The organism is Streptomyces sp. NPDC048278, from assembly GCF_040652195.1.
GTDB lineage: Bacteria > Actinomycetota > Actinomycetes > Streptomycetales > Streptomycetaceae > Streptomyces.
The window spans coordinates 143929-168007 of record NZ_JBEZLP010000001.1 but is presented as its reverse complement, the minus strand read 5'-3'; the positions used below and the strand labels follow the sequence as shown (position 1 = coordinate 168007).

The following is a 24079-nucleotide window of genomic DNA, read 5'->3' as shown; positions in this document are numbered from 1 at the left end:
GCACACACGTCATTCGGTCACCACGAGTTGCACTGGATGTCACACACAACGGGGAGATTCCGTGACGAGTGGTGTGCGTCACACCGGAATCGGCGATCCTGAGACCCGCACGGACACAGACCATCGGCGCGTCACGGGGGAAGTGCGAGAACAGTGGAACGCGCGCAGGATCGCACCGTCGCGGGCGGCCCCGCCGAGCGGCCGACCACGACGGGGGCCGCACCCGCCGGCCGGCCCACGACCGCGAAACCCGAACCGGCCGGCCGGCCCGCGACCGCGGAACCCGGCCCGGCCGACCGGCCCGCCGTGCCGGAGATCGACCTGGAGCTCCTGGTCCACGGGGTCGGCGGCACCACGCCCGAGAAGATGCTCGACGATCCGCGTACGGTGCGGATCACCGGGGACGGCACCGCCGCGGTCTTCCGGCGCGCCGGGGACGTCGACGCCGAGTCCCGGCCCGGCGACTACCGCGACCGGACGGTGCCCGAGGCGTACGTCTGGTGCAACCTCACCTCGGGCAACGCCTCCCGCGCGCTGTGGCTGCTGCTCCTGCCGTTCATGGTGGTCAACCTCGCGCACTGGATGCGCCCCGCCGCCGACGACCGGCCGCGCACCGTGCGCTTCTACGGCCTGCTGGTCCGGCTCGCCGGGCTCACCCTGACCGTCCTGCTGGTCGCCGCCGCCTGCGAGGTCGCCCTGGACCTCGCCGCCTGGCAGTGCGCCGGCGTGCCGGCCTGCGCCCGCCGGCACACCTGGCTCGGTTTCCTCTCGCCGTCCGGATCCGACGGCGGCTGGTGGAGCGCACCCGGCCGCCGTCTCGCCCTGGCCGCCCTGGTCCCCACCGCCCTCACCGGCCTGCTCTGGTACCTCTCGCACCGCACCTGGAGCGCCTACGAGTCCACCCGGCCCCTGGCCAACGACCCCGAGCCCGGCCACACCTCCCTCGGCAGCCCCGGCTTCTGGTACGGACGCCGGCTGGTCGCCCGGCTGCGTGCCGCCCACACCGCCGCGGGGCTGCTCACCGTCGCCGCCGCGGTCCTCGCACCCGCGGCCTCCTTCGACCGCGGGCCGGGCGGCACCGCCGTACTGGACACGGTCGGGTGGCTGCTGACCGGTGGCCTGATCGCCGGGGCCCTCGCCGTGGTGTGGGTGGTCTGCCGCCGGGGCCGCAGCGAGAACCTCCTTGACCAGGAACTCGACCGGCACCTCGTACGCCGCCTGCCGCTCGGCGCGCTCGCCCTGCTGCTGCTCGTGACGGTCTACGCGGGCTGGTCCCGGCCGGGGTGGCACTCCGTGGGGCGGCTCGCCGGGGACACCGCCTTCGGCGGACTGGCCCTGGCCCAGGGCGTGCTGGTGATCGTCCTCGCGGCCGTCGCCCACGACCTGCACCGCCGGCTGCCCGACGCGCGCGCCGCGATGCGCGGCCTCGGCGGGCCCGCGGTCGCGCTGCTCGCCTGCGCGCTCGGCGGGGTGATCTCGGGCGGGGTCGCCCAGCGGGTCGCCGACTGGCTGGACGGCACCCGCACCTCCATCGCCGGCCCGCCCGTGCTGCTGACCTGGCAGGCGTCGGTGATCCCGCCGGTGCTCGTGGTGCTGCTCGCCGCCGCCGGGTGGCTGTCCTGGCGCACCTCGCGGCTCGGCCGGACCGAGCGCGCCGCCGTGGACCTCGGCCACCCCGGGGAGCCGGAGGACGTGGCCCGCAGCCGCCGTATCGCCCGGGTCCGGGCCATGGCCGTGCTCACCGACCGGACGCCGTTCGTCGTCACCGTGCTCTGCGCCGCCACGCTGGTGCTGGGTGCCGGGGCGCTGGCGGGCGCGCTGACCACCGGGGAGACTCCGGACGCGGCGGCCGACCGGTCGTCCGCGCTGGTGCACGGGGCGGCCGAGGCCTCGCAGGCGCTCGGCTCCTGGCTGGTCGGGCTCGGCTTCATACTCTTCGTCACCTGGGGGCGGCGCGCCTACAAGGACCCCTCCGCGCGGCGCACCATCGGCATCCTCTGGGACGTCGGCACCTTCTGGCCACGCGCCGCCCACCCCTTCGCCCCGCCCTGCTACGCCGAGCGCGCGGTCCCCGACCTGACCTGGCGGATGGACACCTGGACCCGCCGCACCGGCGGCCGGCTGGTCATCTCGGGCCACTCCCAGGGCAGCGTCCTCGCCGCCGCAGCCGCCTGGCAGCTGACTCCGGCGGTCCGCGGCCGGGTCGCCCTGCTGACGTACGGCTCGCCGCTGGAACGGCTGTACGGCCGCTGGTTCCCGGCCCACTTCGGCCCCGCCGAACTCGGCTCCCTGCACCACGAGGTCGCCTGCTGGCGCAACCTCTACCGCCTCACCGACCCCATCGGCGGCCCCGTACGGATCCCCGACGGCGACGGCCCCGGGGTCGACCACGCTCCCCTCAAGGACCCGCTCGCCTACGGCCGCACCCCCGGGCACCCGCTCCCCGCCCCGATCCTCGGCCACTCCGACTACCAGGCGGACCCGGTCTTCGCCGACGAACGGGAGCGGCTGCTGGCCCGGCTGCGCCCGGAGCTGCCCGGACCGCGACCGCAACCCGGCGGCTGATCAGGCGACTTCGGGGAGATCCTCCGGGTACAGCAGAGTCAGGTCGTCGGTGGTCGGGTCGGCGAGCTGGGCGACCCGGCTCGCATGCCGCTCCACCATCGCCTCGAACGTCTGCCGGGCCGTACGGCCGTTGCCGAACGCGGGGCCCTTCGGGAGCACCGTGAAGTACGTCAGCAGCGCCTCGGGCGCGCCCGGAGCCAGCCGGTACTCGTGCTCGTCGGTCTGCTGCTCCACGATCCGCAGCAGTTCGTCCGGGCCGTAGTCGCTGAAGGTGATGGTCCGGGAGAAACGCGACGCCACACCGGGGTTGACCGAGAGGAAGCGCTCCATCTCCTCGGTGTAGCCCGCGACGATCACCACCACGGCGTCCCGCTGGTCCTCCATCAGCTTCACCAGCGTGTCGATGGCCTCCTTGCCGAAGTCCCGCCCCGCGTCCTCCGGCGACAGCGCGTACGCCTCGTCGATGAACAGCACACCGCCGTGCGCCCGCTGGAACGCCTCCTGGGTGCGGATCGCCGTGGAGCCGATGTGCTCGCCGACCAGGTCGACCCGGGACACCTCGACCAGATGGCCCTTCTCCAGCACCCCGAGGGAGGCGAGGATCTCGCCGTAGAGGCGGGCGACCGTCGTCTTGCCGGTGCCGGGGGAGCCCGTGAACACCAGGTGCCGCTTGACCGAGGCGGCCTTCAGTCCGGCCTGCTGGCGGCGCCTGCCGACCTCGATCATGTCGGTCAGCGCACGGACCTCGCGCTTGACGCTGTCCAGGCCCACCAGCGCGTCCAGTTCGCCGAGCACGGCCTTGGACGTCCGGGCGGGTTCCCCGGGCACCGCCGGCGTGATGAGCGGCTCCTGCTCGGTGCTGCGCTGGCCGGGGATCGCGCCCAGCAGACCGGGGGACTGGTACGAGGTCTGCACGGCCGTCTCGCGCGCCTCGGGCGGTCGCAGGCTGCCGCTCTCGTCGCTGGTGCAGTCCTCCACCACCGGGCCGGTGCCCGACCCCGTGTCCGGACCGGCGTCCGCGAACTCGTAGCCCCCGCGCGCGCACCGCTCCGTGCGGCACTTGCGCAGTGTCGTACGGCAGCCGTCGATCACGTGGAAGCCGTAGCCGCCGCTGCCGGTGACCCGGCAGTTCTGGAAGGTGCCACGGCCGCCCGCCGACACGTAGAAACCGGCCTCGGCCGGTGAGTCGACCGTGCAGCGCTCGATGGTGGGGTCGGCGCCCTTGGTGACGATCACGCCGGTCTGGGTGCCGTCCACCGTGCAGTTGTTGAGGGTGCCGCCGCTGCCGTGGTCGCGGAACCAGGCGCCGGTGGCGGCGTCCCGGATCCGGCAGTCGTCGAGCTGCGCGGTGGCGCCGTCGCTCACCGACACCGCCGTGTTGCGCACCTGGGAGAGGTCGCTGTCGACGACGTCCGCGCGGGAGCCGCGGTCCAGCACGAACAGGGCGTCCGGCACGTCGTGCACCCGGCAGGAGTCCAGGACCACGGTGGCGCCGTCGCTGACCCAGACCGCCGGATAGTCGCCCGTGCTGTCGAAGATCTCGCACTGGTTGGCGTCCACCCGGGTGCCGGGGTCCCACACCGACAGCCCGTTGCGCCCGAACTGACGCACCGTCGTGCGGGTCAGGGTGAGCACCGAACGCGAGCGCAGGTCGACCGCGTTCTCCGGGATGTCGTGGATACGGCAGTCGGCGAGGGTGAGCACCGCGTCGGTGTCGAGGGTGACCCCGTCGGCGGTGGTGCGGTGCACATCGCAGTCGGTGAGGTGCGCCGTGGCCCGCGCGGTGACCTGCACACCGGAGCCGCGCACCTCGTAGATCTCGCAACCCACCGCTTCCAGCGCGGAGTTCTCCCCGGTCGCCGTCATGCCCGTGCCCGAGGCGTGGTGCACCCGGCAGCGCTCCAGGCGGGGGCGGCCACCGCCGCGCACCGCCACGCCCGCCTGACCGGCCGCCACGACCTCGCACTCCTCGAACACCCCACCGCCGCCGTCGAGTACGGCGATGCCGACGCCGGCCGGGTTGTCCACGGTGCAGCGCCGCACGGTCGGCCGGGCTCCGCCGCGCACCTCGATCCCGGCGGCGGACCGGGTGACGATCCGCACGTCCAGCAGTTCGGGGGTGCCCTCCTCGACCAGCAGCGCGGGCGCGGCGGCGTCCTGCCCCTCGACGTGCAGGTCCTGCACGACCGCCGAGGCGCGCACGGTCAGCGGGACCCCGTCCGCGGGGGCGATGCGCACCGAGCCGGGCGAGCCCTCGGGACCGCGCAGCGTCACCGCGCGCTGGACGACGAGGTTCTCCCGGTAGGTGCCGGGCGCGACCGTGAGGACGTCGCCGTCGGCGGCGGCCTCCAGGGCGGCGGCGAGCGAGGCGTACTCACCTGTGCGGCGCCGCCACCTCGATGTGCCGGTGTGCGTCACCTGGACCGTGCCCTGTGCCATGGCGTTGCCGTGCCCCCACCTCGTCGTACAGGTCGCTCGCTCGCCTTCGGGGCGGTACCGCGGACGGTGCCCGGCCCCTGTGGTTCGCTCGCGCGCGGGTCGATGCCGAATGCGCTTCGGCCGGTCCACCGTAGCGTGCGCCGAGGCGGTGGGTTGACCAGAGACGGAAAGGCCGTCAGCTGCCCGTCCCGGCCTTGCCCCAGTCCGGGCCCGCCCGGTCCCAGGCCTGGTCCCACCGCGCGTACCGGCGGCGGACCATACGCCAGACGATCATCCGTCTGGCGCTGTCGACCAGCCCCGCGGTGAGCAGGGCCGCGCCGAACCCGGCCAGCACCGCGTGGGTCGTCGCCGTCACGGCGTCCAGCGGGCGGGCCGTGACGAGACCGTGCGAATCCGTCCAGAGGCCGAAGCGGTCGCCCTTGTGCGGGGATGTGAGGGTCGTCAGGACCGGGCCGTGCCTGCGAGTGCCGTCCGGTGCGGTCCAGTCGGCGAGGACCCGGCTGCGCGGGTCGTGGGCGCTGGTGGCGTCCGGGTCGGGCTCCACCGGGGCGCTGCCCAGCCTGCGCACCACCGTGGCCTGGACGAGGTGGCGGTCGTGCTGCTGCTGGCGGACCGACCGCTGGAGAGTGGCCTGGGCCGCGGCGCCGACGAACGAGCCGAGCACCGGCGCGGCCACCACGATCAGCACCAGCGCCACCAGGGCCACCCACGCCTCGGCCAGGTCGGTCGCCCGGCGCAGCGGATTGTGCCGCCAGCGCCACAGGCCGCGGATCGCTCGCACCGACCACCACCCCCTTCCCGCTCCGTGATAACCCCCGCCCGGTCCGTTCACCCGGGCCCCTGGCCGAAGAGAGAGCGAAATCACCCCCGGCCGGGGATCTCATGAACTTCTCACGACCCCCAACGACCGGACCGCGGGCTCGGGTTCCCGGCCGGCCGGAGATCGCCCGGCGCGCGGTACCCGGCGACGCGAGGCCTCCCGGTTCTCAGCCGAGGACGCGGACCGGGTCCCCCACCCGGATCGTGCCGGGGGAGCGCGGTACCAGGTTCTGGCCGAAGACCAGCTGGTTGCCGAACCGGCGGTGGCGGGCCAGCGTCCGCAGCGGCTCCCGGCCGCGCTCGGCGGTGCGCTGGTCGGTGGTGGTCACCACGCACCGCCCGCACATCTTCGCGACCCGGAACTCGACCTCGCCGATCGCGATCCGCCGCCAGTCGTCCTCGGCCCAGGCCCCGGTGCCCCGCACGACCACGTTCGGCCGGAACCGGTCCATGGGCAGCGGACCCTCGTCGGCGTGCTCGCCCCGCGCGATCAGGGAGTTGAGGGCGTCCAGCGAGGCCTGCGTGGTGACCAGCAGGGGATAGCCGTCGGCGAAGCTCACGGTCTCGCCCGGCAGCGCGTGGTCCGGGTCGATCGGGCGGCGGCTCGCGGGATCGTCCATGTGCGCGAGGCGGACGTCGGCCTCCAGATACGCGCCGCACCACGCATGGGCGGCGTCGGCCGCGAGGACCGCCTCCACCTTCGTGCCGAAGATGTCCACCGGCACCGTGACCCCCGGTTCCGGTACCGGCACCGTCAGGGGCGTGCGCCCGGGCGCGGACAGGCGGAGGCCGCCGCCGGGCAGCAGCTCGGCAGCGGCGAGCGCGAGACGCGGCTGTACACGCTGGGTGACGACCTTTCCCCCGTCGTCGATCAGAACCCAGCGTCGGTCACCGGCCAGCCCCCAGGGCTCCACGACGGCCTCCCGGGGCGAGAAGCCCCGGAGCGCCTTGACCGGGTGAACGTGGATCGACTGCAGTTCGGCCATCCCCATGACGCCATCGTGCCAGGTCGCACGGACATCCGGGGGTGCCGGTCAGTAGCCGCGGTACTGCTGCTGTTGCTGGTTGTTGTACGGGTCCTGGTACGGCGCCGCCTGCGCGGGGCGCGGAGCCGCCGGGCGCATCGCCTCGTACCCGGTGCCGCCCATCATCGGACGGGGCGGCTGCGGCTGCTGCGCGGGGTAGCCGCGCGGGCCCGTCGCCTGCTGGGGGATGTACGCCGCGGGCGCCTGCTGCAGCGGAGCGGGCTGCTGCATCTGCTGCGGGTAGCCGTAGCCCGGGGCCGGCTGGGAGGGGCCCGCGGGGAGGGCGGGCAGTGCCGACGGCAGCGCGGGCAGGTTGCTGAAGCTGCTGGGCGCGTCGTAGGCGGGGGGAACCCGGATCGGGGCGATCTGAGGGGTGCCCCGTTCGGCCACGAGCGAGTCGTAGATCGGAGTGTCCGGGAAGGAGGCGGAGTAGTAGCCGCCGCCATAGGTGGAGCGGGGGGAGGTCATGGCACATAAGTTAAGCCCACGATGTGCTGGTTGGGGAGACCGATAAGAGGGTTGTTTTCCGTGTCGGCAGTGACGCCGGATCCCCAATCCGAGCGAACTCGGCAAAAAAGGGCGGCAATCAGCGTTCTGATCGTGTAAAGGCCGAGTTCCGAGCCGGTCACCGGCAGTTGGCCAGGGATCTTCCTGTGCCGCTCATGGGAGATCCCTGTCCCCGGGAATAGGTTGTGCGGGTAGGGATGACCGGGGTGGCCGGGGCGTGCCCGGCGTGCCGACACATGATGGGGGCGGACATGTCAATGCCGAAAGGATCGAATACGCCGGTGCCGACCACGGCGCTGCGGATCGAACTGGGCTGGCGCTCCGGCCCCGGTGCCCCCGACGCGGACGCATCGGCGTTGCTGCTGGTCGCCGGGAAAGTACGGTCCGACGGCGACTTCGTCTTCTACAACCAGCCCGCACACGCCTCGGGCGCGGTCCGGCACGAGGGCAAGCGACGCTCCGGCGACCTGGTCACCGACACCCTTTTCGTCGACCTCGCGCGCGTGGAGACCCCGATCGAGCGGATCGTCCTCGCCGCGTCGGCCGACGGCGGAACGTTCGGGGAGGTCCCTGGCCTCTACATCGAGGTATTGAACGCGGCCGACGGAAATGTGGTCGCCCGGTTCGACAGCACGGGCGCCACGGTGGAAACCGCTTTCGTACTCGGTGAGCTCTACCGCCGCCAGGGCGGCTGGAAGTTCCGCGCGGTCGGACAGGGATACGGCAGCGGACTGGAAGGGCTCGCCACCGATTTCGGGATCACGGTGGACGAGCCGCAGCACCAGGCGCACCCGGCGCACCCGCCCGTGCCGCGGGTCGCCCCGCCGGCTCCGGCTCCGGCGCCGATGCCGGCCCCCGCTCCGGCCCCCGCCCCTGCGCCGGCTCCGGTCGTCCCGCCGTCCGCATCCGTACGGCTGTCCAAGGTGACGCTCACCAAGGCGGCCCCCTCCGTCTCGCTGGCCAAGCAGGGCGGGACCTCGGGCGCGCTGCGGGTCAACCTCAACTGGCAGGTCCGCAAGCAGCTCACGGGCTGGGGCGGCCGGCGCGGCGGGGCCGGCGACCTCGACCTGGACCTGTGCGCCCTGTACGAGCTCGCCGACGGCCGCAAGGGCGTCGTCCAGGCGCTGGGCAACGCCTTCGGCGCCCTGAACCGGCCGCCGTACATCCACCTCGACGGCGACGACCGCACCGGTGCCGTGTCGAGCGGCGAGAACCTCACCGTGAACCTCGACCAGAAGCAGAACTTCAAGCGCATCCTGGTCTTCGTGACGATCTACCAGGGCGCCACGTCCTTCGCCGACCTGCACGCCACGGTCACCCTCCAGCCGCAGTACGGCGCCCCGGTCGACTTCTCCCTGGACGAGTGCACGGTCCCCTCGACCGTGTGCGCGCTCGCGCTGCTGACCAGCACCGGCGGTGACCTCGTCGTACAGCGCGAGGCGCGCTACCTGGTCCCCGAGCGCGGGGTGAGCCCGCAGCGGACCGTCGACCGCGCCTACGGCTGGGGCATGAACTGGACGCCCGGCCGCAAGTGACGGACGCCGCGGTCAGCCCTCGTCGGCGACGGTGTCGGGACGCGTGTACGTACGGCCCTTCCAGGCCGCCCCGCGCCCCCGGTAGTGCTGCACCGCAGAGTCGACCGTCATGAGGAGGTAGAGGAACGCGGTGAACGGCAGCAGCGGAGCCAGCCACAGCGGCTGCCGGTAGTACCGGAGCATCGGCAGGTACGTCGCGGTCATCACCAGCCAGGCCGCGGCGCCGACGAGCACCGTCGCCGTGCTGCCGGTGGCCGCCCCCGCCACTGCCGCCGCCGGCGGCACCAGGTACACGAGCGCGAGACCGGCGACCGTACCGAGGAGCAGCAGCGGGTTGTGCCGCAGCTGGGCGTACGCGCTGCGGGAGACCATCCGCCACAGGTCGTGCAGGCGCGGATAGGGGCGCACGCTGTCCACCCGCTCGGCGAGACCCAGCCAGATGTGCCCGCCCGTGCCCTTCACCGCGCGGGCGAGCGCCACGTCGTCGATCACGGCGTGCCGGATCGCGTCCGGGACGCGCGCCCGCTCGGCCGCGTCGGCCCGCAGCAGGACACAGCCGCCCGCCGCGGCCGCGGTGCGCGAGCCCTTCCGGCCGATCCGGCGGAACGGGTACAGCTGGGCGAAGAAGTAGACGAAGGCGGGCACCACGAGCCGTTCCCACAGGCTCGCCACCCGCAGCCGGGCCATCTGCGAGACCATGTCGAAGCCCCCGGTGCGGGCCGCCGCCACCAGCAGCCGCAGGCTGTCCGGGCCGTGCGCGATGTCGGCGTCCGTCAGCAGCAGGTACTCGGGGTCACGCGCGCGTGCGAGAGAGATGCCGTGCCGGACCGCCCACAGCTTGCCGGTCCAGCCCGACGGCGGCTCACCGGGCGAGGTCACGGTCAACGGCAGCCCGCCGTGGCGCGCGGCCAGCTCCCGGGCCAGCTCCCCGGTGCCGTCCGTACTGCCGTCGTCGACCAGGAACACCTCCGCCCGCCCCGGATACTCCTGCGCCAGCAACGACGGCAGACTCAGGGGCAGCACGGCGGCCTCGTCCCGGGCCGGGACGACCACGCACACGTCCGGCCATCCCGCGGGCTCGCGCCGGGGCGGCAGCCGGACGTCGGTGCGCCAGAAGAAGCCCTGGCAGAGCAGCAGCCACAGCCAGGCGGCGAGGGACACGGCGGCGGTCCACGTGAAGACGCTCACGCGCGCAGTCTGCCCCATCGGGCCTGCTCCCAACGGCCCATCGTCTATCGTGGCCGGGTGAAGATCGCGCTCATCGACTCCGGAATCGGCCTGCTGGCGGCCACCGCAGCGGTACGGCGGCTGCGCCCCGACGCCGATCTCGTCCTCTCCTTCGACCCCGCGGGCATGCCCTGGGGGCCGCGTACCCCCGAGGGTGTCACCGAGCGCGCCCTGGCCGTCGCCGAGGCCGCCGCCGCCCGCCGACCCGACGCGCTGATCATCGGCTGCAACACCGCGACCGTGCACTCCCTCCCGGCGCTGCGTGCGCACCTGGAACCCGGCATCCCGGTCATCGGCACGGTCCCGGCGATCAAGCCGGCCGCCGCCGGAGGCGGCCACGTCGCGATCTGGGCGACCCCCGCGACCACGGGCAGCGCGTACCAGCGGGGCCTGATCGAGGACTTCGCCGGCGGTGTGCCGGTCACCGAGGTGCCCTGCTGGGGACTGGCCGAGGCCGTCGAGCACGCCGACCAGGCTGCCATCGACGCCGCGGTGACCGCGGCGGCCCGGCTCACCCCCGGTGACGTGACGACCGTCGTCCTGGGCTGCACCCACTACGAACTCCTGGCGGAACGTATCCGCGCCGCTGTCCAGCGCCCCGGCGCCGCCCCTCTGGTCCTGCACGGCTCCGCCGGAGCCGTGGCCGCCCAGGCGCTGCGCCGGATCGGTGCGCAGCCCGCCCCCGACGCACCGGCCACCGGCACCGTGACGGTGCTGCTCAACGGCGTGGAGGGCGACCTGCCCGAGACCGCGCTCGGCTACGCCGAGGCCCGCCTGCTGCGCACCGCCACTCCTGCCGCGTCCCAGTGAACCGTCCGGGGCCATGGACACCCCCGATGTGAGCAGTCACCCTCCGCAACGCGGTACCCGCGCAGCGAAACCTGAGTAATCTCGTAGACATGAGGGACCACCCCCGAGGCCACTCTCCGGACGAGGACGCCTCACACCCGGACGTCTGGACGGGGCGCGCCACGAACCGTGTCCAGTGGCTGCTGGCGCTGGTCGGCGCGGCCTGCATGGCGCTCGGCATCGAACTGGCCGTGGACTCCGCCTGGACCTCGGGCGTCACCGCGCTGGTGATGGCCGTCGTGGGCTGTATCGCCGCCGGGTTGCTGGTGCTCTTCGGCACCCTCGCCTTCGTCCACGTCGACCTGAGGCTCGACCGGGAGTGTCTGGAAGTCCGGTGCGGTCATATAGGAGTGCCGCGCCGTCGCATTCCGCTCTCCCATGTGGTCGGCGCCGACTTCTCCCCGCAGATCACCCCGCGCCACTGGGGCGGCTGGGGCTACCGCTGGCGCCCCGAGAAGGGCACGGCCGTCGTCGTCCGCCGTGGCGAGGGCATCGTCCTGAGCCTGTGGGACGGCCACACCTTCACGATCACCGTGGACAACGCCGAGTCCGCGGTGCGGGTCATCCGGGAACGCCTGCGGACGATCACGCCGGGCACGGCCCACTGACGCGGTCCGCACACGGGGCGCACGCGGCACATGGGATACATGGGGCACGCGGGGCTGGAACACATGGGGCCGACCGGGTCGGGCTAAGCAATACGTGGCCGGAGCATGTGGGGCCGGATCACATGGTGCGACATCACGTGTGGAGACATCACGTGTGGAGACGACGTGCACCCGTTCGGCTCAACCGCCTGGTATCGCCATCTCCGTCGTCCCCGTCACCCATGGGCGTGCCGTCGCCAGGCCCGCCAGCAGGCCTGCGCCCGCCGACACCGTCGTGAAGCTCAGCGCGTTGCCGACCGAGGCGATCACGGCCAGGGCGGTCAGTGCCGCACCGGCCGTGAGGGTGACCGGGGTGGAGCGGGGGGACCGCCACAGGGCGTAGAGGATCCAGCAGAACGCGGTGGCCAGCAGCAGGAGGCCGACCAGACCCTGTTCCGCGGCCAGCTGGAACGGTGCGGAGTGCGGCTTGCCGTCGGGCAGCAGGGCCTGGGACGCGGTGCCGCCCAGTTCGCCGAAGCGCCCGGGGCCGACGCCCTCGGCGGTGTGCCGGCGGGCGAGACGCAGGGCGTCCCGCCACAGCAGGACGCGGTGCTCCGTGAGAGGGCCCTCCAGAGCGGCGGCGAGGCCGGCGGGCAGGACGCCCGCGGCGACCGCCCAGACCGTGCCCGTCACCAGCGCGGCCACCAGGGCCAGCCCGCCGACGGCCGGAGCCCGCCGCCGCATCCGGCCGGCCGCGAGGGAGCACAGCAGGACGACCGCACTGGCCGCACAGCCGGCCGCCGAACCCACGGCCGCGCCGGCCACCGCGATCCCGACGGCGAGCATCCGCAGCCCGAGCCGCAGCGCCGGCACCGGCGTAGCCCACGCGGCGCAGCACGCGCCGCCCGTCGCGAGGGCCAGCAACGCCGCGACGGCACCGGCGTGGCCGAGCGGAGTCGAGAACTGGGGGCCCGGTGCGAGCCGCGGCATCGCCACCGCGAACGCCAGCCCGGCCAGCGCGCCCGCACCCGGCGCGGCCACCGGGAGCAGCGCCCCGGAGATCCGGCCGGCGGCATAGCCCGCGGCCACCGCGAGCACCGCCAGCAGCACGCCCTCGGGCCGTGCGTCGCGACCGGCCGCCGAGATCAGCGGCCACGCGGCGCACGCCCCGAGCACCACGACGCCCACCACGTCGGAAACGTTTCGTCTGTCGTCGTCCGTGTCCCTTTCGGCAGCGGACGTCATCCCGGTAGACCCCACCGTCGCCCCCCGTACCCCGGTCCCCCGACCTGCGGCGGGCCCCGCCACCCGCCACGGCACACCGTAACCGGCGATGCCCGCTTTGTGGATGACTTGCGCGGGAACGGTGTGATTCCTGCATGCCGAGACCGCGCTGTCGGCCGCGAGGTCGACCGCCGTACACTCCCGGAGTGACCGTCACCGCAACTTCCGTCGACCAGTCGGACCAGCTCACGCCGCGCCCCACGCCCCGCGCACGCGGCCTGCGGCTGCTCCGCCGTCTGGTCCCGGCCGCCGCCGCCGCGCTCAGCGGTGTGCTGCTCTACGTCAGCTTCCCGCCGCGCACTCTGTGGTGGCTGGCGCTGCCCGCCTTCGCCGGATTCGGGTGGGTGCTGCGCGGCCGTAGCTGGAAGGCGGCCCTCGGCCTCGGCTACGTGTTCGGTCTCGGTTTCCTGCTGCCCCTGCTGGTGTGGACCGGTGTCGAGGTCGGCCCCGGTCCCTGGCTCGCGCTGGTGGCCATCGAGGCGATCTTCGTCGCGCTGGTCGGGGTGGGGATCGCCGCCGTCTCCAAGCTGCCGGCGTGGCCGGTATGGGCAGCCGCCCTGTGGATCGCGGGCGAGGCGGCACGCGCACGTGTGCCCTTCCGCGGCTTCCCCTGGGGCAAGATCGCCTTCGGCCAGGCGGACGGCGTCTTCCTGCCGCTCGCCGCGCTGGGCGGCACACCGGTGCTCGGATTCGCCGTCGTCCTGTGCGGGTTCGGTCTGTACGAGGTGGGGCGGCTGGCCGTCGAGGGCCGGCGTACCCGTGAGATCCGGCGCGGAGCGGCGGCCGTGGCGCTGCTGAGCGTGGCCGTGCCCGTGGTGGGCGCGGTCGCGGCACGGGGGCTGGTGAGCGACAAGGCGGAGGACGGTTCGGTCACCGTCGCGGTCATCCAGGGCAACGTGCCGCGGGCCGGACTGGACTTCGCGTCGCAGCGGCAGGCCGTGCTCGACTACCACGTGAAGGAGACGCTCAAGCTGGCCGCCGACGTCAAGGCGGGCAAGGTCGCCAAGCCGGACTTCGTGCTGTGGCCGGAGAACTCCTCCGACGTCGACCCGTTCTCCGACGCCGACGCGGCTGCCGTGATCGACGCCGCGGCCAAGGCGATGGGTGTGCCCATCTCGGTCGGCGGGGTCGTCGAGCGCGACGGCAAGCTGCTCAACGAGCAGATCCTGTGGGACCCGGTCAAGGGCCCGACCTCGACGTACGACAAGCGGCAGATCCAGCCGTTCGGCGAGTACCTCCCGCTGCGCGGACTGGTCGGCGCCATCAACAAGGACTGGACCAGCATGGTCCGCCAGGACTTCAGCCGGGGCACCAAGCCCGGTGTCTTCGACATCGACGGCACCAAGGTCGGCCTCGCCACCTGCTACGAGGCCGCCTTCGACTGGGACGTGCGGGACACCGTCACGCACGGCGCCGAGATGATCTCCGTGCCGAGCAACAACGCCACCTTCGACCGCAGCGAGATGACCTACCAGCAGCTCGCCATGTCCCGGATCCGCGCGGTCGAGCACAGCCGGACCGTCACCGTGCCGGTGACCAGCGGCGTCAGCGCGATCATCATGCCGGACGGGAAGATCACCCAGAAGACCGGCATGTTCGTGCCCGCCTACCTGGTGCAGAAGGTGCCGCTGCGCACCTCCGAGACGCCCGCGACCAAGCTGGGCATCCTCCCCGAGATCGCGTTGGTGCTGGTCGCGGCGGGTGGAATCGGCTGGGCGATCGGGGCCGGAGTGCGCGGTCGGCGCGCCGGTGACGCGTAGCCGTACACCCGCTGTACGCCCCGTGGCTTCGGCCGGGTGCGCGGAACCAGGCCGTTAGGGTCGGGCCATGGCTACTCCTGACTTCATCCGCACGATCCGGGCCGCCGCCGGCCACCAGCTCCTCTGGCTGCCCGGGATCACCGCCATCGTCTTCGACGACGAGGGCAGAGTGCTCCTCGGCCGCCGCACCGACACCCGCAAGTGGTCGGTCATCGGCGGCATTCCGGAGCCGGGGGAGCAGCCTGCGGCCTGCGCCGTGCGGGAGGTCTTCGAGGAGACGGCGGTGCGCTGCGTCGCCGAGCGGGTGGTCCTCGTCCAGGCGCTGAACCCCGTCACCTACCCGAACGACGACGTCTGCCAGTACATGGACATCACCTTCCGCTGCCGGGCCGTCGGCGGCGAGGCCCGCGTGAACGACGACGAGTCGCTGGACGTGGCCTGGTTCGACCTGGACGCCCTGCCGGAGCTGAACGAGTTCGGGGTGTTCCGGATCAAGCAGGCCATGTCGGATGCACCCACGTGGTTCGACACTACGGCTTTCGGCTGAAGTATGTGTGCTGACGCCATGTAGGAGCGGGTGGCCGCCGCTTAGGGTCCGTCCATGAGCTCGCCAAGGACCGGCTCCGCCGACCCCGCCGCCAACGCCTCTGCCCCCGGCCTCGCTCCCGTCCTCGACCTGCGGGGCCGCACCGCCCTCGTCACGGGTGCCGCCGGGGGCATCGGCCGCGCCTGCACCCTGCGCCTCGTGGCCGCCGGCGCCCGGGTCAGAGCCGTCGACCGGGACGAGACGGGACTCGCCGAGCTCGTGGATTCGGCCGGGCGGGCCCCGGACACGGCGGGCGGCGGTGCCGTCGAACCGTACGTCCTCGACCTCACCGACCTGGACGCGGCCGAGCGCGCCGCCGTCGGCACCGACGTCCTCGTCAACAACGCGGGCCTCCAACTGGTGCGCCCCATCGAGGAGTTCCCGCCGGACGTCTTCCACACCGTACTGACCGTGATGCTGGAGGCGCCGTTCCGGCTCATCAGGGGCGCGCTGCCGCACATGTACGGACAGGGCTGGGGCCGGATCGTGAACGTGTCCTCCGTCCACGGGTTGCGGGCCTCCGCCTACAAGTCCGCCTATGTGGCCGCCAAACACGGCCTGGAGGGTCTCTCCAAGACGGCCGCTCTGGAGGGCGCGCCCCATGGGGTCACCTCGAACTGTGTGAACCCCGGCTATGTGCGCACCCCACTGGTCGAGAAGCAGCTCGCCGACCAGGCACAGGCGCACGGCATCCCCGAGGAGCGGGTGCTGTCCGAGGTGCTCCTGACCGACAGCGCCGTCAAGCGGCTCGTCGAACCGGAGGAGGTCGCCGAGGCGGTGGCCTATCTCTGCGGTCCCTGGGCGTCCTTCGTCACGGGCACCTCACTGGTGCTCGACGGCGGCTGGACGGCCCACTGACGCACGGTGTCCCGTCGGCCGGGCGAGTTTTCCACAGGCCCGACGGGCCGGATCGGCGATGCGGAATCCTGTGACCATGTCTCGCGATCACGTGCAGTCCGTCAGGCGGCCGGCCCCGGCCGCCGGTGTCCTCGACCCGGGTGCCGAAGCCCCCTGGGGCGCCGAGCCGGCGTACCTCGAACTGCTGGCGAGGGACGCCTCGGCGGAGGCGTACGAACAGCCGGTGCTGCTCGCCCGCGCCGAGAACCGGCCGCCGGAGCGGATCGCCGCCCTGGAGCGGGCCAAGCTCCTCGCGCTGCGGGTCCGCACCGAGCTGGAGGGCAGACGCCGACGCGAGGCCGAGCTGTCCGCCCTGTTCGAGACCGCGCACGACCTGGCGGGACTGCGGGACGTGGACGCCGTGCTCCAGGCCATCGTCCAGCGCGCCCGCTCCCTGCTCGGCACCGACGTCGCCTACCTGAGCCTGAACGACCCGACGCGCGGCGACACCTACATGCGGGTGACCGAGGGCTCGGTCGCGGCCCGCTTCCAGCAGTTGCGGCTCGGCATGGGGGAGGGGCTCGGCGGACTCGTCGCACAGACCGCGCGGCCGTACGTCACCGACGACTACTTCCAGGACGACCGCTTCCAGCACACGCTCCCCATCGACGCCGGGGTGCGCGACGAGGGGCTGGTCGCCATCCTCGGCGTCCCGCTCATGCTCGGGCCGCAGGTCATCGGGGTGCTGTTCGCGGCGGACCGGCGGGCACGCGTCTTCGAACGGGAGCAGATCGCGCTGCTGGGCTCCTTCGCCGCGCTCGCCGCGGCGGCCATCGACACGGCGAACCTGCTCACCGAGACCCGTTCGGCCGTGGCCGGACTGGAGCGGGCCAACGAGATCATCAAGGACCACAGCGCCGTCATCGAACGTGCCTCGGACATCCACGACCGGCTCGCCGAACTCGTACTGCGCGGCGGCCAGGTCCACGACGTGGCCGCCGCCGTCTCCCAGGTCCTCGGCGGCACGGTCGAGTTCACCGACACCGCCGACCCGCGGTCGCTGGAGACGTCGCGCACGGACGGGCACGCGGTGCGGCACGGCGGCGACTGGATCGCCGCGGTCGCCGCGGGCGGCGAACTCCTCGGCGCGCTGGTGCTGCGCGGCCGGCCCGGCCTCGACCCCGTCGACCAGCGCACCCTGGAGCGCGCCGCGATGGTCACCTCGCTGCTCCTGCTGGCCCGCCGCTCCGCCGCCGAGGCCGAACAGCGGGTACGGGGCGAGCTGCTGGACGACCTCCTCGACGCCCGCGACCGCGAGCCGCGCCAACTCCGCGACCGCGCCGCCCGGTTGCACGCCGACCTCGACGCCACCCATGTGGTGCTCGCCGCCCGCCCGGAAGGACCGGCCACGGACGCCGAGGAGGCGGCAGCGCGCCGCCGGCTGTGGTCGGCGGCCTCCCGCCTCGCCGCCACCCGGCACGGCCTGGCCGCCGCCCGCGACGGCGGCGCCGTCCTGCTGCTGCCCCTCGAACCCGGCGACACCGCCGCCGACGTGGCCCGGCGCACCGCCCGGCACCTCGGCACCGCCGTCCGCCGGCCGGTGACCGTCGGCGCCTCCGCCCCCGTCGCCGACCTCGCCGTCCGTCCCGACGCCGTGGCCGCCGGCTACGCCGAGGGACGCCGCTGCCTCGACGCGCTGCACCTCCTAGGCAGGGGCGGTGACGGCGCTGCCGCCGAGGACTTCGGCTTCCTCGGCCTGCTCCTCGCCGGTGAACGTGACGTCGCCGCGTTCGTCACCAACACCATCGGCCCGGTCGTCGCCTACGACAGACGGCGCGGCACGGAACTGCTGCGCACCCTCGACGCGTACTTCGCCTGCGGGATGAGCCCGGCCCGTACGAAGGACGGACTCCACGTCCACGTGAACACGGTGGCCCAGCGACTGGACCGGGTGGCCCGCCTCCTCGGCGAGGACTGGCAGAGTCCCGCCCGCGCCCTGGAGATCCAGCTGGCGCTGCGCCTGCACCGGCTGGGCGCGCGGCCGGAGCGCCGCTGAGCGCGGCACCCCCGCGGCGGCCCTGCGTAAGAGGTTCCGGCTGGACGCCGCGTCGAAGGAGCCGGCGCGCGGCTCGATCCTGGTGAGCTCGCGGCCCCGCGCCTTGCCCGTCCCGGGGGCCGGGGGCACGCTGGTGGCATGAGCGTTCACGAGAGCCCCACGCTCATCACGTCCGTGCAGCGTGCCTTCCGCCTGCTGGAGGCGGTGAGCGCGCACGAGAACGGCGCGCCCGCGAAGCAGCTGGCCAGGGAGACGGGACTGCCCCTGGCCACCGCCTACCACCTGCTGCGGACGATGGTCCACGACGGGTACCTGCGGAAGCTGGCCGACGGCGGCTTCGTCCTCGGCGACAAGCTGGGGACGCTGCACGTCACAGGGCAGAGCCAGGCGCTGCTCAGCCGGGTCCGGCCGACCCTCGCCGCGCTCCGCGACGAGCTGGGCGCCGCCACCTACCTCACGTTCTACGAGGGCGGCGAGATCAGCGTCGCCGAGATCGTCGACGGCCCCCGCACACCCCGGGTCGACCTCTGGGTGGGGTTCGAGGACGCCGGGCACGCCACCGCGCTGGGCAAGTCCGTACTGCGCGAACTGGACGAAGAGGCCCGTCGCGACTACCTCTCCCGGCACGATCTCGCGGACCTGACGCCACGGACCATCACCACCCTCCCGGAGCTGCTCCGGAGTCTGGAGACCGCGCCCCTGGCGCCGGCCGTCACGGACCTGGAGGAGTACGCGCTGGGCACGGTGTGCGTGGCGGTGCCCATCTACCGCGGTGACGTCCTCGGCTCGCTCGGCGTCTCCCTCCCGGCGGAACGGCTCCCCCGCCTCCCGGAGGTCAGGGCCCGCCTGATCCCCACCGCGGACCGCGTGACCAGGGGCCTGTCGCTCACTATCTGAAATCCAGCGCCTTGTGACTCGCCGACCGAACCTCTTTCCTGGATGAAACGGACAAGCCGGGCTCGGCCGGCCACGGGTGAGGATTACGGACATCGACATGAGGCAGGCGCGAGACCATGGTGGCAACCACCGGCCGTTGCGGCCGCTCGGCAAGTCGGCGACCGACCCCGGCACGCCGGTTTCCCGGCGGGCCTTCTCACAACTGGCCGCCGGAATGCCCGTCGCGCCGGTTCTGATCGTCTTCGGCATCGCGTTCTTCGACGTCATCGGCGGGTCCGGGATGTTCTGGCTCCCGCTGCTGGCGGCCGGTCCGGCGCTGGCCGCCAGCACCAACGGTCCCCGCGGCGTCCTGTGCGTGGGACTCCTCGCCTCGGTACTGGGCGCGACCCTGGGGGCCAGGGAGGCCGGCCCGGGGCGCGAGCTGGCGGCCGTGCTCGCGGCCCTGGTGGCCGTCACCCTGGCGAGCACCCTGGCCAGCGCGCTGCGCGGTCGCCGGGAACGCGTGCTCGCCGCCGTCCGCTCGGTCGCGGAGGCCGCCCAGCACGCCGTACTCAAGCCGATCCCGGAGACCGTCGGCCCGTTCCGGGTGGCGGTCCGCTACAGCGCGGCTGCGGCGGAGGCCCGTATCGGCGGTGATCTCTACGCCGTGGTGCCCACCCCGCACGGGGTCAGGCTGATCGTCGGCGACGTACGCGGCAAGGGACTGCCGGCCGTGGAGATCGCCGCACTGGTCCTCGGTGTCTTCCGCGAGGCCGCCTACGACGAGCCCGACCTCCTGGCCGTCGTCGGCAGGATCGAGCGGAGTCTGGCACGCAACCTCGGCCCCGACGACTTCGTCACCGCGGTGGTCGTCGGACACCCGCGCGCGGGGCAGCTGGAGGTGGTCAACTGCGGACACGCGTCGCCCCTGCTGATATCCGCGGAGGGAGGCGTGACCGTGGTCGAGGCCACCCGGCCGGCTCCGCCGCTCGGCCTGCGCGTCCTCGTCGACGAGCCGCCCTGCCTGGAGATCCTGCCGTTCGCCGAGGGCGACCAGCTGCTGCTCTACACCGACGGGGTCATCGAGGCCCGCGACCGCGCCCGGGAGTTCTATCCGCTGGCCGAGAGGGTGGCCCGCCATGTGTCCGGCGAGCCGGAGCACATCCTCTCCGCGGTCCACGACGAACTGCTGGCGCATGTGGGCGGGCGGCTGCACGACGACGCGGCGCTGTTGCTGCTGCGCATGCAGGACGTGGGGGAACCGGTACCGGTCGCGGCGGAGGCGCGGGGAGCGGCGGTTGCGGAACCGGACGGGCGGGGCGGCGATGAGTCCGTGCCCGTGGTGTCGCGCACCCGGGCCCGTGCCGAGGTGTTCTCGTCAGGGCCCAGCCGCTGACGGGACAATGTCCGGGCGTTCTGCTGGGACATGCCATGGGATGCGTCGTTTGTCGACCGAGGCGCCGTCGTGGCTGGTCGCGCAGTTCCCCGCGCCCCTTCGGGGGCGCTCACACACGGGGTGCTCAGACTGCGACGAGGTCCGCCCAGCGGGTTATCGCGCCCGGGCGGGTGTGGATGCCGTAGCGGGTGGCGAGGGCGTGGACGATCTCCTCGCCGCGGCCGTGCTCGTCCGGGTCTATGTCCGCGGGCGGCTGTCCTGCCGTGCGCGCGGGGCCGGAGTCGGTCACCTCGATGCGCAGGGTGCCGAGTCCGGCGTCGTGCGTCCAGGAGAGCCGCAGCACCGCCGGGGGCAGCGCATGGACGATCGCGTTGGTGAGGAGTTCCGACACGATCAGCAAGGCGTCCTCGATGACGTCGGGGGACACCTTCCAGGCGGCCAGAACCGCGCCGGCCCGTCGTCGTACGTCCGGTACGGCACCGGCGACGGGCGGCATCGGGAAGACGTATTCGCTTGCCCCCCGCACCCGCGTGTTGAGCTGTACCGCCATCTCGTGTCTCCAGGGGTCAGTGCCACAGGCCCTGCATCACGCACCTCGGCACGTCGCCAGGCCTCAAAGCACGCTAAAGAGACACGGTGGGTCGGGTCAATGAACGTGGGTCGGCATTACCGAACGCCGCCCCTCGCGCCGCCGCCACGACGGCCCTCCGCACGCACGGCAGACCTTCCGGGACGGTAATAAGCTCGCTTCATGACCGGTCCGGTCCAGTCGATCGAACGGGCCGCCGCGATCCTGCGGCTGCTCGCCGGTGGGCCTCGCCGACTCGGACTCGGGGAGGTGGCGGCCTCGCTCGGGCTGGCCAAGGGAACCGCCCACGGCATCCTGCGCACGCTCCAGCACGTGGACTTCGTGGAGCAGGACGCGACCACCGGCAAGTACCAGCTCGGAGCGGCCCTGCTGCACCTCGGCACGAGTTATCTCGACGTCAACGAGTTGCGGTCCCGGTCCATCAACTGGGCCGACGCCCTGGCCGCCCGCAGCGGGGAGGCGGTGCGCCTGGGCACCCCGCTGGAGGGCATGGTCCTGGTCGTCCACCACGTGTTCCGGCCGGACGACACCCTCCAGACCCTCGACGTGGGCGCGCTGCTGCCCCTGCACGCCTCCTCGCTGGGCAAGGTGCTGCTGGCCTACGGCACCGCCACTGTCGACTCCGCCGTGGAATCCGGGCTGGACGCGTACACCCGGCACACCCTGGTCACCCAGGAGCAGCTCACCCGGGCGCTCGCCGAGGTCCGGGAAGCGGGCTGGGCGACCGAGGTGCAGGAGATGAGCATGGGCGAGGCGGGGCTCGCCGTGCCGATCCGTGGGCACGGCGGACTCGTCGTCGGCGCCATCGGGCTGTCCGGCCCCGTCGAGCGGATCTGCGACAGCCAGGGCCGGGCCCGGCCCAACCTGATCACCCTGATCCGGGAGGCCGCGAGAGCCATCTCCCGGGACCTGGGAGCCGCCCGCTGGTAAGCCTCCGCGCGCTCAGCGCCCCTCGCCCACTCCGCGACCCATCGGAAGGCGGTCCCGATCATGGTCGAACGTTATGTGATGTCCATCGATCAGGGCACCAATTCCACGCGATGCATCCTGTTCGACCGGGGCGGGCGGCTGGTGTCGGTCGCGCAGCGGGAGCACCAGCAGCACTTCCCCCGCCCCGGCTGGGTCGAGCACGACGCGGTCGAGATCTGGCAGAACCTGCGACGGGTGATGACCGAGGTCCTGACCGGCGCCGGTACGGCTGTGGACGCGAGCCAGGTCGCCGCCATCGGCCTCGCCAACCAGCGCGAGACGACCGTGGTCTGGGACCGGCGTACCGGCACCCCGGTGGGCCGGGCGCTCGTCTGGCAGGACACGCGCACGGCGCCGCTGGTCGAGGAACTCAGGGTCCGGCCCGGCGAGGAGTTCTTCCTCGACCGGTGCGGCCTGCCGCCCTCCACCTACTTCTCGGCGGTGCGCATCCGCTGGTTGTTCGACCACGTCAAGGGCCTGGAGCAGCGGGCGAAGGACGGCGAGGTGCTGTTCGGCACGATCGAGAGCTGGCTGATCTGGAACCTCACCGGCGGCGCCGACGGCGGACTGCACATCACCGACGCCACCAACGCCAGCCGGACCATGCTGATGAACATCCGCACCCTCACCTGGGACGAGGAACTCCTGGCGTTCTTCGGCGTCCCCCGTCCGATGCTGCCCGAGATCCGGTCCTCCGCGGAGACCTACGGCGAGGCCCGCGCGCAGCTTCCCGGCGTTCCCATCACGGCCGCGCTCGGCGACCAGCAGGCGGCGCTCTTCGGCCAGACCTGCTTCTCCCCGGGCGAGGCCAAGTGCACGTACGGAACGGGCAGCTTTCTGCTGCTCAACACCGGTACCGACCTCGTGCGGTCCCGGCACGGACTGCTCACGACGGTCGCCTACAAGATCGGGGACCGGCAGCCGGTGTACGCCCTGGAGGGGTCGATCGCCGTCACCGGCGCGCTGGTCCAGTGGTTCCGCGACCGGCTGGGACTGATCAACAGCGCGCCGGAGATCGAGACCCTCGCCCGGACCGTCGAGGACAACGGCGGCTGCTACATCGTCCCCGCCTTCTCCGGCCTCTTCGCACCCCGCTGGCGCAGCGACGCGCGCGGCGTCATCGTCGGCCTCACCTCCTACATCACCAGCGGGCACCTGGCCCGGGCCGTCCTGGAGGCCACCGGCTGGCAGACCCGTGAGGTCGTCGACGCCATGAACGCCGACTCGTCGGTGGCCCTGAAGGAGCTGAAGGTGGACGGGGGCATGACGGCGGACAACCTGCTCATGCAGTTCGTCGCCGACGTGCTCGACGTGCCCGTCGTACGGCCCATGGTCTCCGAGACGGTCTCCCTGGGCGCGGGCTACGCCGCCGGGCTCGCCGCGGGCTACTGGCCGGACCTCGAGGTCCTGCGCCGCAACTGGCACCCGGCCGCCCGATGGCTGCCGGGAATGGACCCCGGCCACCGGCAGGCGGAGTACGACAACTGGCAGCGGGCCGTCGAACGCTCGCTGGGCTGGATCAGATCGCCCGGGTCCGCCTGAGGTCCCCCCGAGGTCTGCCTGAGGGCTCCCTCGGCGTTCTCCTTTCCGGGATCTGTTTGTCCGCCGCCCGGTCTCCGCGCCTTCTTTCCGTGTCCTTTCTGCTTCCCTTCGGCCTTATGTTGGCACGGTGGAATCAGGTCGGTACGGCCCCTAACGTTCTTTCACGGGCACTTTCGTGCAGGAGAAGCGAGCGAAGAGCGAAGGGGGAACATGTCCGTTTTTCCGTCCAGTGAAATGGCCGTGAAGGTATTCAGCAGTCTGTTCGCCGTATTGCTGGAGGACGACGATTTCGTGGCGCGGGCCCGGCGGGAGGGACTGTCCGTCCGGCTCGTCCACACGAAGCCCGACTGCGAGATCTTCGTGTCACCGCAGGACGGCGTCCGCGTCGGCGCGGAGCAGCCGGGACCGGCGGCGATCACCCTCCGGATGTCCTGCGACACGGCGCACGCGCTGTGGATGGGGCGGCTCCTGGTGCCCGTCGCCATCGCCACGGGCCGGCTCAGGATCCGCGGCCGGGTCGCCAAGGTACTGGAGCTGGTGCCCATGCTGCGGCCCGCGTTCGACCGGTACCCCGACATCGCGACGGCCGCCGGCATCGGCGCGTGAACCGCCGCGAGGCGACCCGTCCCGA

At 73.2% G+C, this 24079-nt stretch carries 20 protein-coding genes; 13 read left to right on the top strand and 7 right to left on the bottom strand.

Annotated features, from left to right (window positions below):
* Positions 1–306 precede the first annotated feature (306 nt).
* Positions 307–2565, top strand: a complete 2259-nt coding sequence (locus AB0D74_RS00775) for a hypothetical protein (protein WP_362580126.1) — start codon at positions 307–309, stop codon at positions 2563–2565.
* Here the strand turns inward: AB0D74_RS00775 and AB0D74_RS00770 are convergent, their stop codons facing one another.
* The 4 genes from AB0D74_RS00770 to AB0D74_RS00755 all read right to left on the bottom strand — a co-directional run bounded on the left by AB0D74_RS00770 (position 2566) and on the right by AB0D74_RS00755 (position 7316).
* Complete coding sequence (locus tag AB0D74_RS00770; RefSeq protein WP_362578622.1) at positions 2566–5004, bottom strand: right-handed parallel beta-helix repeat-containing protein; 2439 nt, start codon at positions 5002–5004, stop codon at positions 2566–2568.
* Between the two features lie 175 nt (positions 5005–5179).
* Positions 5180–5785: a hypothetical protein gene (locus tag AB0D74_RS00765; RefSeq protein ID WP_362578619.1), complete on the bottom strand. Its 606-nt coding sequence runs from the start codon at positions 5783–5785 to the stop codon at positions 5180–5182.
* A 205-nt stretch (positions 5786–5990) separates the two neighbouring features.
* Positions 5991–6815 carry an MOSC N-terminal beta barrel domain-containing protein gene (locus AB0D74_RS00760; RefSeq protein ID WP_362578616.1) on the bottom strand — a complete coding sequence of 275 codons (825 nt, stop codon included), beginning with the start codon at positions 6813–6815 and terminating at the stop codon, positions 5991–5993.
* A gap of 42 nt (positions 6816–6857) precedes the next feature.
* The gene (locus AB0D74_RS00755; RefSeq protein ID WP_362578613.1) at positions 6858–7316 is read right to left on the bottom strand and encodes a DUF6643 family protein; all 459 of its coding nucleotides are present in this window, start codon (positions 7314–7316) and stop codon (positions 6858–6860) included.
* 278 nt (positions 7317–7594) lie between these two features.
* Between AB0D74_RS00755 and AB0D74_RS00750 the strand changes: the two genes are divergently transcribed.
* Positions 7595–8890, top strand: a complete 1296-nt coding sequence (locus tag AB0D74_RS00750) for a TerD family protein (RefSeq protein WP_362580124.1) — start codon at positions 7595–7597, stop codon at positions 8888–8890.
* 12 nt (positions 8891–8902) lie between these two features.
* Here the strand turns inward: AB0D74_RS00750 and AB0D74_RS00745 are convergent, their stop codons facing one another.
* A complete protein-coding gene (locus AB0D74_RS00745) occupies positions 8903–10096 on the bottom strand; it encodes a glycosyltransferase (protein ID WP_362578610.1) in 1194 nt (397 codons plus the stop codon).
* Between the two features lie 39 nt (positions 10097–10135).
* Here AB0D74_RS00745 and AB0D74_RS00740 point away from each other — a divergent pair, with 39 nt between their 5' ends.
* Both AB0D74_RS00740 and AB0D74_RS00735 read left to right on the top strand, forming a co-directional pair.
* Positions 10136–10927, top strand: a complete 792-nt coding sequence (locus tag AB0D74_RS00740) for an aspartate/glutamate racemase family protein (RefSeq protein ID WP_362578607.1) — start codon at positions 10136–10138, stop codon at positions 10925–10927.
* 89 nt (positions 10928–11016) lie between these two features.
* On the top strand, positions 11017–11574 hold the full coding sequence (locus tag AB0D74_RS00735; protein ID WP_362578604.1) for a hypothetical protein: 558 nt from the start codon (positions 11017–11019) through the stop codon (positions 11572–11574).
* Positions 11575–11754: 180 nt separating this feature from the next.
* Here AB0D74_RS00735 and AB0D74_RS00730 read toward each other — a convergent pair whose 3' ends face one another.
* Complete coding sequence (locus tag AB0D74_RS00730; protein WP_362578599.1) at positions 11755–12798, bottom strand: O-antigen ligase family protein; 1044 nt, start codon at positions 12796–12798, stop codon at positions 11755–11757.
* Between the two features lie 185 nt (positions 12799–12983).
* Between AB0D74_RS00730 and lnt the strand changes: the two genes are divergently transcribed.
* From lnt to AB0D74_RS00700, 6 genes are all read left to right on the top strand, one after another.
* Positions 12984–14597 (top strand): apolipoprotein N-acyltransferase, encoded by a 1614-nt coding sequence (lnt, locus tag AB0D74_RS00725; protein ID WP_362578597.1) that lies wholly within the window; start codon positions 12984–12986, stop codon positions 14595–14597.
* A 67-nt stretch (positions 14598–14664) separates the two neighbouring features.
* Positions 14665–15144, top strand: coding sequence for an NUDIX domain-containing protein (locus tag AB0D74_RS00720; protein WP_362578594.1), 480 nt, complete (start codon positions 14665–14667; stop codon positions 15142–15144).
* A 54-nt stretch (positions 15145–15198) separates the two neighbouring features.
* Positions 15199–16041 carry a 3-hydroxybutyrate dehydrogenase gene (locus AB0D74_RS00715; RefSeq protein WP_362578591.1) on the top strand — a complete coding sequence of 281 codons (843 nt, stop codon included), beginning with the start codon at positions 15199–15201 and terminating at the stop codon, positions 16039–16041.
* Positions 16042–16117: 76 nt separating this feature from the next.
* Positions 16118–18076, top strand: coding sequence for a GAF domain-containing protein (locus AB0D74_RS00710; protein WP_362578588.1), 1959 nt, complete (start codon positions 16118–16120; stop codon positions 18074–18076).
* Positions 18077–18214: 138 nt separating this feature from the next.
* Positions 18215–18973, top strand: coding sequence for an IclR family transcriptional regulator (locus tag AB0D74_RS00705; protein ID WP_362578585.1), 759 nt, complete (start codon positions 18215–18217; stop codon positions 18971–18973).
* A 97-nt stretch (positions 18974–19070) separates the two neighbouring features.
* Positions 19071–20348, top strand: a complete 1278-nt coding sequence (locus tag AB0D74_RS00700) for a PP2C family protein-serine/threonine phosphatase (RefSeq protein ID WP_362578582.1) — start codon at positions 19071–19073, stop codon at positions 20346–20348.
* 124 nt (positions 20349–20472) lie between these two features.
* Here the strand turns inward: AB0D74_RS00700 and AB0D74_RS00695 are convergent, their stop codons facing one another.
* Positions 20473–20898 carry an ATP-binding protein gene (locus AB0D74_RS00695; protein ID WP_362578579.1) on the bottom strand — a complete coding sequence of 142 codons (426 nt, stop codon included), beginning with the start codon at positions 20896–20898 and terminating at the stop codon, positions 20473–20475.
* A 201-nt stretch (positions 20899–21099) separates the two neighbouring features.
* Here AB0D74_RS00695 and AB0D74_RS00690 point away from each other — a divergent pair, with 201 nt between their 5' ends.
* The 3 genes from AB0D74_RS00690 (at position 21100) to AB0D74_RS00680 (ending at position 24054) form a co-directional block, all read left to right on the top strand.
* A complete protein-coding gene (locus AB0D74_RS00690) occupies positions 21100–21867 on the top strand; it encodes an IclR family transcriptional regulator (protein WP_362578576.1) in 768 nt (255 codons plus the stop codon).
* Between the two features lie 60 nt (positions 21868–21927).
* The gene (gene glpK, locus AB0D74_RS00685) at positions 21928–23448 is read left to right on the top strand and encodes a glycerol kinase GlpK (protein ID WP_362578573.1); all 1521 of its coding nucleotides are present in this window, start codon (positions 21928–21930) and stop codon (positions 23446–23448) included.
* A 234-nt stretch (positions 23449–23682) separates the two neighbouring features.
* Positions 23683–24054, top strand: coding sequence for an SCP2 sterol-binding domain-containing protein (locus AB0D74_RS00680; protein WP_362578570.1), 372 nt, complete (start codon positions 23683–23685; stop codon positions 24052–24054).
* Positions 24055–24079: the final 25 nt, after the last annotated feature.